The sequence below is a fragment of the Mycolicibacterium lutetiense genome (assembly GCF_017876775.1).
Taxonomy (GTDB): Bacteria; Actinomycetota; Actinomycetes; order Mycobacteriales; family Mycobacteriaceae; genus Mycobacterium; species Mycobacterium lutetiense.
In genome coordinates this window covers 307,476-319,433 of sequence record NZ_JAGIOP010000002.1, presented here as the reverse complement: position 1 = coordinate 319,433, position 11,958 = coordinate 307,476, and the positions used below count along the sequence as shown (strand labels likewise).

General features: G+C 65.7%; 11 protein-coding genes. 8 read left to right on the top strand and 3 right to left on the bottom strand.

Annotation, left to right across the window (positions count from 1 at the left end; translation table 11 throughout):
- Positions 1-19: 19 nt before the first annotated feature.
- Positions 20-595, bottom strand: coding sequence for a TerD family protein (locus JOF57_RS10705; protein ID WP_209916318.1), 576 nt, complete (start codon positions 593-595; stop codon positions 20-22).
- 485 nt (positions 596-1,080) lie between these two features.
- Here JOF57_RS10705 and JOF57_RS10700 point away from each other — a divergent pair, with 485 nt between their 5' ends.
- From JOF57_RS10700 to JOF57_RS10665, 8 genes are all read left to right on the top strand, one after another.
- Entirely contained in the window at positions 1,081-1,998 is a 918-nt protein-coding gene (locus JOF57_RS10700; RefSeq protein WP_209916316.1) for a hypothetical protein, read from the top strand.
- On the top strand, positions 1,995-3,191 hold the full coding sequence (locus JOF57_RS10695; RefSeq protein ID WP_407666561.1) for an HpcH/HpaI aldolase/citrate lyase family protein: 1,197 nt from the start codon (positions 1,995-1,997) through the stop codon (positions 3,189-3,191). Before JOF57_RS10700 ends, JOF57_RS10695 begins: the two co-directional genes overlap by 4 nt.
- Positions 3,188-4,447, top strand: coding sequence for a phosphoribosyltransferase family protein (locus JOF57_RS10690; RefSeq protein WP_209916314.1), 1,260 nt, complete (start codon positions 3,188-3,190; stop codon positions 4,445-4,447). The genes JOF57_RS10695 and JOF57_RS10690 overlap by 4 nt, the downstream gene beginning before the upstream one ends.
- Positions 4,444-5,556, top strand: coding sequence for a cysteine protease StiP family protein (locus JOF57_RS10685; protein WP_209916312.1), 1,113 nt, complete (start codon positions 4,444-4,446; stop codon positions 5,554-5,556). The genes JOF57_RS10690 and JOF57_RS10685 overlap by 4 nt, the downstream gene beginning before the upstream one ends.
- Positions 5,553-6,389, top strand: a complete 837-nt coding sequence (locus JOF57_RS10680; RefSeq protein WP_209916310.1) for an HAD family hydrolase — start codon at positions 5,553-5,555, stop codon at positions 6,387-6,389. The genes JOF57_RS10685 and JOF57_RS10680 overlap by 4 nt, the downstream gene beginning before the upstream one ends.
- A gap of 51 nt (positions 6,390-6,440) precedes the next feature.
- Positions 6,441-7,652, top strand: coding sequence for a TerD family protein (locus JOF57_RS10675; RefSeq protein WP_209916308.1), 1,212 nt, complete (start codon positions 6,441-6,443; stop codon positions 7,650-7,652).
- Between the two features lie 3 nt (positions 7,653-7,655).
- A complete protein-coding gene (locus JOF57_RS10670) occupies positions 7,656-9,233 on the top strand; it encodes a TerD family protein (RefSeq protein ID WP_209916307.1) in 1,578 nt (525 codons plus the stop codon).
- A gap of 116 nt (positions 9,234-9,349) precedes the next feature.
- Positions 9,350-10,036, top strand: a complete 687-nt coding sequence (locus tag JOF57_RS10665) for a CPBP family intramembrane glutamic endopeptidase (RefSeq protein ID WP_209916305.1) — start codon at positions 9,350-9,352, stop codon at positions 10,034-10,036.
- A 4-nt stretch (positions 10,037-10,040) separates the two neighbouring features.
- Here JOF57_RS10665 and JOF57_RS10660 read toward each other — a convergent pair whose 3' ends face one another.
- Complete coding sequence (locus tag JOF57_RS10660) at positions 10,041-10,823, bottom strand: hypothetical protein (RefSeq protein ID WP_209916303.1); 783 nt, start codon at positions 10,821-10,823, stop codon at positions 10,041-10,043.
- Between the two features lie 55 nt (positions 10,824-10,878).
- Complete coding sequence (locus JOF57_RS10655; RefSeq protein ID WP_209916301.1) at positions 10,879-11,937, bottom strand: M48 family metallopeptidase; 1,059 nt, start codon at positions 11,935-11,937, stop codon at positions 10,879-10,881.
- Positions 11,938-11,958 lie beyond the last annotated feature (21 nt).

The window sequence follows — 11,958 nt, the reverse complement described above, 5'->3', positions numbered from 1 at the left end:
TTCCGATGTCGGTGGTGTCTTAAACGCTGACGCCGTAGTCGCGAGCGATGCCGGCCAGGCCAGAGGCGTAGCCCTGGCCGATCGCGCGGAACTTCCACTCGGCGCCGTTGCGGTAGAGCTCACCGAACACCATCGCGGTCTCGGTCGAGGCGTCTTCGGAGAGGTCGTAGCGTGCGAGTTCCTTGCCGTTGGAGCGGTCGACGACCCGAATGAACGCGTTCTGCACCTGGCCGAAGCTCTGCTGGCGTCCATCGGCGTCGTAGATGGATACCGGGAAGAAGATGTTGGTGATGCTGGGCGGGGTTGCGGCCAGATCGACATTGATGATTTCGTCGTCGCCTTCGCCCTCACCGGTGGTGTTGTCGCCGGTGTGCTCGACCGACCCCTCCGGAGAGCGCAGGTTGTTGAAGAAGACGAAGTGCTGGTCCGAGAGAACCTTCTTGTTCTCGCCGCACGCGATGGCGCTGGCGTCGAGGTCGAACTCCGTCCCAGTGGTGGTGCGGATGTCCCATCCCAGACCGACCGAGACTGCGGTGAGGTTTGGGGCCTCCTTCGTCAGCGAAACGTTGCCGCCCTTGCTCAGACTGACACCCATTTACCAAAACCTTTCATCAAAGGGTTGAACCGAACGGCGAAGATCCGCGCGGTGGCTGTCCCACCATCCGGCGCGACGCCTCGTACCGTAATGCATATGATGCCGCCTCCGAGAGGCGTCCCGACACGCATTCTTCACCGGTTTGCAAGGGACCGCTCTCTGTGCATTCTGGAGTCGGTGGTGGCCGGTACGATTCAGTCGTGCCCAGTCGATGGCTGCGGCGGTCTCGCAGTCACTCCGACGGCCGCTCACCCGAAGTCCCTGCGGAGCTGACCGGTGTGTTCCTTGACTTGGACCATCGGCAATCGGAAGTGCAATCCGCAGTTCACACTCTTGTCTCACTCAAGCCCAGTTCGCCAATAGTCACCGAGTGGGAATCCGTTCAACAGCGTTGCTATAACGCCTCAGCGGCCTACATTTCTGCCACCAGTCCCACCGGCCCCACCGGTTTCACCGAGACCGGCCCGCGACCCTCGGCCACCGAGGTGCGCAGCCAACTCAATGAGGCACGTTCAACGCTGGACTCTTTCTATGCCCGCCACCAGCGTGCACTCGACGGTGCCGTCGCTGAGACCACGGCAACAACAGCGCGGGCGGCCACCTTACTCATGCAAGCCCAGACCATGCAGGGGCGACTGTCCGGAGCGGACGGCCAGTGGCTGCAGTACCCGTCCGTGCAGTCTGCGCACGACGGGATGCAAACCGCGACACGAGAGCTGCAGTTGGCACAACAGCGCAGCGACCTCGTCGCCACCCGCGATACCACCGAACGTCTCGATGCCGCGATCGAGGCCTTGGGTGCGGTTCTGGACAGCGCCCCTGGGGCCGCCGAGAAAGCACGCCGCACCGTGTCGTCAGTACGCACCCGCCTGGCAGCGGTGCGCACCCGCGGGGCGGATGTCGAGGTGAGCCTCTCGACGCTGCTGCGGGAATTTCATGCGAACTGCTCGGCAGATCTGGTGGACAACGAACGCCGCAGCCGGGCGGACCTCGACAGCGCCGATGCGCTTCTGCAGCAGGCAGTTCTGGCCGACCGGCAGGGCCGCGCGGAAACCGCGCTGGAACTGGCCCAGCAAGCGCGCGCGGCCATCGGGGCAGCTGAAGACCTTGTCGATGCCCCCTTGGACCGGCTGACGGTGCTACGCACCATCCGGGACAACCCGAGCAAGCCGGAACAGGCGGTGCGGTTCCGCCTGCGGGATGCGCAGAGACTGGCCGTGGACCGCGACGCGGTCGCCGAATGGGGGTCTGTGCTGGATGCGCAGGTCGAACGTATTGATCGGATCGTTGGCGCACTTCAGGGGCGCCATCCGGACTATTGGGGGTACCACCTTGCACTGGAAGAGGTTTCAGAGTTCGTGGCGGGCATCGTGACGCGCATCCGCCAGCGGTCTGCGCGGTGACCGCCCCGAACACCACCCGCCCGGTGCGGGCAGTCGAGCATTTTCATCACCTCGGTGATGCTGACCGCGCCCACCTGTTCTTCGCGAACCCGCAGCCGTTGAGCTTGGGCGCAGAACGTGACACCGTTGCCACCGCATTGGGTGCCACCCTCTACATACCGGCCGATCGTGACGATCTGGCCGCCACAGTGGCCCGACGGGCCGGCGAAGGTATCTGCTCGATGGTGCTCGACCTCGAAGACGCGGTTGACGAGGCCAACGTGGAGACCGCCGCACTCAACGCGGTCAATGCACTCGACGAGTTGGCCGCCGACGGTCTCGCCGCGACGGCGATGGTGTTTGTGCGCGTGCGCAGCGAGGCCTGCATCGAGCGCATCGTGGGGAAGCTGTCGGTGGGCGCACAGGCCCTTGCCGGTTTCGTGGTCCCGAAGTTCTCGGCCGCCACCGGCGAACGGTATCTGCGCCAGATCGCCCAGGCTGCAGAGACATTGGGCAAGCATCTGTACTGCATGCCGGTGCTGGAATCACCGCAGATCCTCTATCGCGAAAGCCGCGACGGTGAGCTCACCGCGATCGCTGACATCCTCAGCCGCTACCGCGACATGGTGTTGGCCGTTCGGGTGGGCGCTACCGACATGTGCGGGATGTATGGCATCCGCCGCGACCGTGACCACACCATCTACGACGTGAAGACGGTCGCGGACACGATCGCCGACATCGTCAATCGGTTGGCCCGAAACGACGGGACCGGCTTTGTGGTTACCGCCCCGGTGTGGGAGTACTTCGCCGATCACGAACGGCTGTTTCGCCCGCTATTGCGCACTACACCGTTCGCCGAGCACGATGCCGTGCGGTTTCGGTCCGGACTGGTCAGCCGTGACCTCGATGGGCTGCTGCGTGAGATCAGCCTCGACCGCGCCAACGGGTTGCTCGGCAAGACGGTCATCCACCCCACCCACGTGCCCGCTGTGCACGCGCTGTCGGTGGTGACGCACGAGGAGTACCGCGACGCCACTGATGTGATGGCCGCAACCGAAGGCGGAGTCCGCCGCTCGGAGTACCGCAACAAGATGAACGAACCCCGTCCTCACCGCATTTGGGCTGAGCAGGTGCTGCGCCGCGCCCGGGTGTTCGGCGTGGCCAACGAGGGCGTGACGTTCGTGGATTTCCTGACGGTGCTGGCTGCCCGATGACGTTGACGCAACAACCATGGGCCACTGAACGTTTCGGCCTGCAGATACATGACCACGATGGCGCCGAGTTGGCGACTGATCTGGTGCTGCCGGGCCTTCGGCGCAACCCGCGACGCGCGCATCTGCTGGTGTCGACCGTGCTGGGCAAGCACATCGCGGTGGCACCGCAGACCGTGATCGAGGCGGCCGGGCGTCTTGGCAGGGTGATCGCACAATGCGGTGTGGGCGAGGTCGATGTGCTCGGGATGGCCGAGACTGCAACCAGCCTGGGCCACTGTGTGGCCGATGAGCTCAACGCCGCAGTGTATCTGCACACCACCCGCCGCCCAGCCGACGCTCGCTGGATCTATGCGCAGTTTCAGGAGGGGCATTCGCACGCTACCGACCACGCGTTGCAGCCCACGAGCCCAGAAGTGTTCGACGGGCAGCGCACGTTGGTGCTTGTCGACGATGAGATCTCCACCGGCAAGACCGCGCTGGCCACCATCGAGGCGCTGCAGCGCGTTGTGCCGCGCCCGCGCTACATCGTCGCCGCACTGGTCGATATGCGTTCAGCCGACGATCAGGCGTTGGTCGCAGAGGCTTCAGCCTCGCTGAGCACGCAGATCGAGTTCGTCAGTCTCGCCCAGGGCCGGGTCAGCCTGCCGGTGGGACTGATCGACTCCGTGTGTGCGATGGAGGCCCCGGCGCTCAACACGTCGGCCGGGCCCGACGCAGTGTGCCCGGTGCGTGAAGTCGCCTTGAAATGGCCCGGCACGGTCCCCGAAGGTGCACGCCACGGTTTTCTGCGCACCGACCGGCCAGCGTTTGACGCCGCGGTGTCCGAATCGGCGCATCGGCTGGCCGGCGTCCTCGACGCCACCCGGCCCGTCCTCGTCGTCGGACACGAGGAGTTGATGTACCTACCGCTGCGCCTGGCTGACGCCTTGGCGCAGAGCGGGTTTGATACCCGGTTCCAATCCACCACCCGCTCACCGGCCTACGTGTACGACGACGCGCGTTACCCGCTGCGGGCGGGTTGGACTTTCCGGGCGTCTGAGACGGGCGACGAAGCACCCCGGTTCCTGTACAACGGTTGGCTCGACACTGATGGCGACCAGGCCGTGCAGCTGGTGCTGGTGGTGGATGCCATCGCCGCCGCCGGTGACCGCCACATCGTCGAGGTGCTCGCCTCAGCGGGCTTCGAGGTCACCGTCGTGACCGTGACAGGGCCCGATGTGCGGGCCCTGGCCGGGCACCGTGAGCAATGCCGATGACCACGCCGCTGCTCGGCCCGACGTTCGGCAGCTACGCCGCTGACGAGGTCAGCTGGCTTTTGACCGACCTGTCTCACATCGCGCTGGAAGCAGATACCGCCCAGCGCGAGCGTGAGATCCAAAGCGGTCGGGCGCATTACGCGGAATCGCTACCTGTCGAGTATCAGCCCGATCAGGCCTACCGGACGCTGTTCGCCGAAGTGCTTGCGCAGACTGCCGGGCGGCTGGCCGCCGCGGTGGGTGTCGTCACCGAAATGGTGTTGGCCGAACGCGGACGCGATGTCGTGTTGGTGTCGTTGGCGCGCGCCGGCACCCCGATCGGCATTCTCATGCGGCGCTGGGCCCGGCAACGTCACGGGTTGACGTTGCCGCACTACGCGGTGTCGATTGTGCGGGGCCGCGGCATCGATGCGGCGGCATTGGACTACCTGGCCGCCCACCATGACCCGTCCACGGTGGTGTTCGTGGATGGCTGGACCGGCAAGGGTGCGATCACCCGGGAGCTGACCGACGCGGTGGCGGCATACGCCACCACGTCGGGCGTGGTGTTCAATCCTGACCTGGCGGTGCTCGCCGACCCGGGCCACTGCGTGCGAACCTTCGGCACCCGCGACGATTTCCTGATCGCCTCGGCATGCCTGAATTCCACTGTCTCCGGACTGGTCTCGCGAACGGTGCTCAATCCGCGGCTGACCGGGCCTGACGATTTTCACGGCGCCAAATTTTACCGCGAACTCAGCACCGACGATCAGTCCGCGACCTTCTTGGACGCGGTCACCGCCCGCTTCGGCGACGTCGAGGCGCAGGCAGACGCACAGTTGCAGGACCTGCTGGGCACCGATCGCACGCCGACCTGGTCTGGCATGGCCACCGTGACGCGGATCCAGCAGCAGTACGGAATCGGCACCACCAATTTCGTCAAGCCCGGTATCGGTGAAACCACCCGCGTGCTGCTGCGCCGACTGCCATGGAAAATCGTGCTGCGCGATCCTGAAGCTGACGAACATCGACACATTCGTCTGCTCGCCCAGGCCCGCCAAGTCCCCATCGAGACCGATCCGGAGCTGGCATACGCCTGTGTCGGCCTGATCAAGGACGTCACCTCATGACTGCGACTGCCCTCATTGCCAGCGACCTGGACCGCACCCTGATCTATTCGCACCGGTTCTTTCACACCGATTCTAATGGGGCAACGTGCGTGGAAACCCTTGACGGCGAGCAGATCTCCTTCATGACGCCGCCTGCGATCAGCGCGCTGGAACAGCTGGCATCGCGGCAGGTGGTCGTACCGGCCACCACTCGCACCGTCGCTCAGTATCAGCGCATCGCACTGCCCGGTGGTCCCTACCGGTTCGCCGTCACGAGCAACGGCGGCACCATCCTGGTCGACGGACAGCCCGATCCCGGGTGGAGTGCGACGGTGGCCGCGGCAGTGGCCGCCGGCGGGATCACACTCGAGGAAGTCATGGTGGCTTTGCATGCACGGATCAGCGACACCTGGGTGCGCTCGGTGAAGACTGCCGAGGACCTGTTCTGCTATCTAGTCGTCGACGAAGCCGCAATGCCGGCTGATTTCGTGAAGTCCTGGCAGCACTGGTGCGCCCCGCGCGGTTGGAAGGTGTCCCAACAGGGCCGCAAGGTGTACACCGTGCCGCGATCGCTGTGCAAATCCCATGCCGTTCAAGAGGTCCGCCGGCGCCTGACCGCCACCGGTGAACTGGCGGCCGATGCCCCGGTGCTCGCTGCCGGCGACGGCGCCCTCGATGCGGAACTTCTCGTCGCCGCCGACGCCGCAATCCGCCCATCCCACGGCGAACTACACGCCTTGGGATGGCAGACCGAAGGCCTCACTGTCACCGCGGCGCACGGCGCGGGGGCGGCCGAGGAGATCTTGGCGTGGTTTCACGCCCGCTCAGCAGCACACAACGCGCAAGCGCTCTGAGCGGCTGTTCTACAGTGTGACGACTTCGACACGTACGAGGAAGGACCTGGTTTGACCACCCAACTGAGCAAAGGTCAGAACGGGCCGTTGACGGCAACCGATCTGGTGATATCGGTGCAGCTCTCGGCGCCCGCTGACTTGTCGGCGCTGCTGGTCACCGAGAACGGCAAGGTCCGCTCCGATGCGGACTTTGTGTTCTTCAACCAGCCCACCGGCCCGGGCGTGCGATTGCAGCCCGGCGCCGCGGGCCAACCCGCCAGCCTTGGTGTGACGCTGAGCGCGGTGCCCGCCGATATCGCCCGGGTGCGCGCGGTGATCACGCTGGACAACCCCAGCACCACCTTCGGAGCGTCTGCCGCCCCGATGGCGTGGGTCAGCGATACTGCCGGCCAGAAGCTCTACGAGTACCGCGTCGACGGTCTGACGACCGAGTCGATCGTCATCGCCATCGAGCTGTATCGCCGCAACAGCGAGTGGAAGGTGCGGGCGGTCGGCCAGGGCTATGCGGGCGGTTTCGCAGCGCTGGTGACCGATCACGGTGTGACCGTGGACGACGCCCCCGCGTCTACTCCTGCTCCGTCCAGCGCTGCCCCGCCTGCCGCGCCCGCCTACCCGCCACCACCGGCCCCCGCCGCGCCGCCGCCTCCCCCACCCGCTTCTTCGGGCGAGGTGAGTCTGGTCAAGGGCCGCACCGTCAATCTGTCCAAGGGCCAACGAGTCTCGCTGAAGAAGGACGGTGGGGTCGCACTGACTCAGGTCCGCATGGGCTTGGGATGGGATCCCATCAAGCAACGCGGAATGTTCGGCAACCGCACCCCCGACATCGATCTGGACGCCTCGGCGGTGCTGTTTGCAGACGGCCAGCTCGTCGATGTGTGCTACTACGGCCAGCTCGCATCCAAGGACGGGTCCATCCGCCATACCGGCGACAACCTGACCGGCGAAGGCGAAGGTGACGACGAAGTCATCAACGTCGATCTCAGCCGCATCCCGGCCTACGTCACCACCGTGATGTTCATCGTCACCTCCTACAAGGGACACACCTTCGACCAGCTGAGCAACGCGTTCTGCCGGCTCGTCGACGCCACCACCAACAGCGAGCTGGCCCGCTACACCCTGCAGGGAACCAATATGCGTTTCACCGCGATGGTGATGGCCAAGTTCTTCCGCGTCGGCGCTGAGTGGAAGCTGCAGGCAATCGGGGACGGTATGCAAGCCAAGCACCCCGGTGAAGCTGCCCCGCAGATGGCACGCTTCCTCTAGGACATGACAGTGGACACGCTCGTGGCAGGCCAGAATCATGCACTGTCGCAACGCAATCTGCGATTCGAGGTCGCCGGTCAAATCGGTGGAGTGGCTGCATTGCTGCTCGACGAGCACGGACGTGCGACGACGGCCGATCATTTCGTGTCCACTGTGCATGTGGTGCGTCCCGCCGGTGTGACCCTGGCTCACACCGGCGCGGTCGACATCCGCATCGACGCGCTCGACCCCGACGTCGCGCGCGTGTTGTGCATCGCCACCGACCCGTCGACACATTCCGAACTGACCTGCCGGTTGACCGGCGAGGCCGACGACATCGCCTTCAACATCGGGGCCCAGATCCATCCGGCCATGGTCTGTTTCGAGCTCTACCGTCGAGACGGCCGGTGGAAAGTCCGCGCCGTCGGGCAAGGCTATTCGGGTGGGTTGGGCGAGCTGCTCGGCGCCCACCATCTCAACCTGCCTGCCACCGCAGAATCGGCGTCGGCAACCACCGCCCCGCCGGTCATTCCCGCGGTCGCACATGTGCCCCCCGCGGGTGCCATGCACGCACCGATCGAACCGCTCGGTGACAGCAATCCCCTCGAACGACTCGCGATGATCCACGAAGACGCTGCCCGCATCACCTCGGCGCTGCTGGCCGCGCGCGGGTTCGCCGAGGAGCGTCGCGACACCGAGATGTCGGCCGCCATCGCTGATCCGGCCACCCGAAACACCGCCGCGGCCCAGGATGCGCTCAAAACCGCCGAACACCGCCATGACGAGCTCATGGCCCGCGCCCAGGGCGATTACCAGCGCGACGCAGCGCACCTGAGCGCCGAGCTGGTCGCCCTCGACGGTGAGCTACCGTCGGCGCTGGCCCCGTGGGAGGCTCCGACGTGGTCGCAGGCGGTGCGTGCACCCAGCAACGGGATCCGGGTGGGCACAGTCACCGTGCCCGACGTCGGTTCGCTCACCGTCCCGTTTTGCGTGTCGGCACCGCTGCGGCGCCCAATTTGGCTTGACAGCACCGAGTCTTCGGCTGCGGCACCGGTGGCGGCGTCGCTGGTGTTGCGGCTGCTGGCCGCGGTGACCCATGCCGCTCCCACACTCGACATCATCGACATATCAGGAGGCCTGCGGCCACTGTGGCAGCCGCTGGCCGCGCACATGCCACGCCCGGTGGTGACCGAACCCGGCGAGGTTGTGGGCCGGTTGCAGCACTTGATCGAGCAGGCCGATCTGGCGACGCTGCGACGCGAGGCAGGCGAAGCAGTGCCGGCCGGCGGCGTGGTGCTCATCGCTGATTTCGGATACGCCATGCCCGCCGAGGCCTACTCCGATGTGGTCAGTCTGATCAACATGGCCGACGGCGCCAACGTGTCGCTGGTGTTCACCGGTGACCCGCAATGGGACACCATCGCGCCGACCCCGGTGCTTCGCGATATCGCCGAACATTGCCTGCACCTGCCGGTCGATGACCAGGGCGCGTCGCTGTGCGACCCGTGGACGCACAATGTGTGGCAATTCGCACCCTGCGGATTAGGGATTGATCATCGGATCGGCCAGATCAGCGCGGCGCTGGCCGAGACCTTTCGCTGACCGCGACGAGCAATACCAAAAGAGGAGGCGCTCATGGGGTTTGGATTGAGCTTCAGGGCGGCTCCCGGCTTCGAGCGTGACGCTCGCCGTCAAGCCATGCGCAGCTTCGAAGCCACGTGATCGCCCATCGCTGGGGACTCGGCGCGTTCGTCTTCGTCGAGGCCGCCTATCTGCTCACCTCGGTCGCGTTCGGTCTTTTCGCGCCGCCGGGCCCGCCGCCGGCCTGGTTGATCACCCTCGCGATCGGGGTGCCCACACTCGTCGCCGCGGCCCTGGCCGTCGCCATCGCGAGATGGCGCGGCAACGGCGCCCGCATCGACTTTCGATGGCAATGGTCCTGGCGTGCAGTCGGTCTCGGGTTGGCATTCGGCATCGGCGGGCTGTTCGTCACACTGCCGGCCGCGTTGCTGTACCAGTCGATCGTCGGACCCGACGCGACCTCCGCCGTCGGCGGGGTCTACGAAGGCGTTCGGACCGGGTGGCCCCTGGCGGTGACCGTCCTACTGCTCGTCGCGTTCATCGCACCCATCTGCGAAGAAGTGGTGTACCGCGGACTGCTGTGGGGTGCGCTCGAGCAACGCTGGGGACGCATCGTGGCGATGATGGTGTCCACCCTCGTATTTGCCTTGGCCCACCTGGAACTCGAGCGGGCTCCGCTGCTGCTGGTCGTCGCCATCCCAATTGCATTGGCGCGGCTGTACTCCGACAGTCTGTGGGGCAGCATCATCGCCCACCAGGTGACCAACCTGCTGCCTGGCGTCGTCATGATGTTCGGCCTGTTGGGAATGATGCCGGCGCGCTGAACTGCTACTTCCTGCGGTCGCGCACCTTGTACGTCGAGGGCCACGACATTCGGGATTCATCGCCGACCAACGGCGTTCCCGAACCACCGACCCGAACGTCGTAGGCCTCCTGCCCGGCGCCGACCTCGCGATTGGCGTGCTCTTGAGCCAGGTAGTAGAGCTGGTCGATCTCGGCCTCGGAGAACGCCACGAAGGTCGTCTTCCGCACAATGTCGTTGATGCCGGCCGTCATTCGGTCGGGCAGGACGCGTGAGGCCAGCGCGGCCAGGCCCAGCAGGATGAACGGGATGACCCAGTAGCAGATGAACGACAGCGGAGTCTTGGTGTCCAGAATCGTGGCGTCACCCTGCACGATCGGCGGAATTGCCGAGGAGATCGTCATCCCGGCGAATGCGCCCACCCAGATCCAGGTCAGGATCTTGACGATCCGTTGGAACAGGTCGCTTTCCACGACTCCAGGCGGTTGGCCCGCCGCGGCGAACTCCAGCACGAACGGCTTGCCGAGCAGTAGACCGACCAACGCGACCAGGAAGATTCCCGCGGTACTCAACGGTTGGATCCAGCGCTCCATGACGTCCTGGCTCAGCACCAGGGTCAAGATCGTCAGCACGATGAACGTCGCGAGTGCACCGACCTCGAGGGTGCGCCCCGGCTCCCCCGAGATCCGACTGATCACGAATGTCGCGATCGCCGCCACGAGCGCCACCAGTACGGCGACGAGGAACGGCACATTGCCGACGAGTACCCAATAGATGATCCACGGCGCGAAGCCAAAAAGGATGCCCACGACCGCCTAGTCTAGGGGCTTACCGTTGATCCGACGGCTACCACCCATCGGACCGCTATTGGTCGTTCGCCCCGGTGTTGCGGCGCCACTCGGAGATCTTGCGGCCCATCGCGTCGGCGGCGCTCGTCGCGGCCTGCCCCACTCCGTCGACGACGCCGCCCACGCCATCCCGGATCCCGCGGATCAACGGATCGTTGGACTGGTCGAAGCCGTCCTTGTAGTGGCGCGCCGCCGCACTGACGTCGTCGTTCCAGCTCGCCGTGTCGTCGTCGGACCGCAGCGGATAGTCACCGGCCATGATCGCGCCGTATCCGCCGGTATCAACCCACTTCGTCAGCGCCGCCGCCCGCAGCACCGAGAAGGGATGTGTGCGCAACTCCAGGTTGAGCAGTTTGAGCAGCCCGTCACGCATGTCTCCGGTCGCCTCATAGTCACGCGCCTGGGCGAGGAACGCCTGTGTGTCAAGCTTCTCGAGATGGCTGCCCGCCGCCAGCTTCAGTTCGACCTGAATCGCCGTGTCGAAGTCCTGTCCGCACAACAGCCCCGCGCGGTCCCCCGAAAGTTCGGATTTGCGTTGCCATTCCTGCAGCGCGGCGACGATCGCCCGCAGCGCCCAGCCCCCGAGCGGGATGAAGCCGAATGACGAGGCCAGCCGCAGCAGATGATTGAGCATCGTGCGGTACACGGCATGGCCGCTGAGTGCGTGCCCGAGTTCGTGGCCGACGATGAAACGCATCTCGTCGTGCGACATCAGGTCGTACATGGCCGAGGTGATGACGATGAACGGATCATCCATGCCGATGCAGTACGCATTGACTTCCGGCGACTGAATCACGAACATCTCCGGACGCACCGGAGCGTCAAGCACCTGCACGCAATCGTCAAGCAGCGCATCAAGATCGGCGAACTGGCGTGGACCCACCCGCGCCGAGCTGGCGAGATACAGCAGCCGGTGCTTGCGTTCACGCAGCATCGCCGACAGCACCTTGAGGATCTGATCGAAGCCCTTGAGCCGACGGAGCGCGGTCAGCGCGGTCCGGTCCGCCGGATGTTCCCAGGCCCGCGAGCTGATGCCGGGAAATACGGTCCGCGCAGTCGCGGGTATCTGTTCCATCGGTGCGGTGCGCCCTTCCTC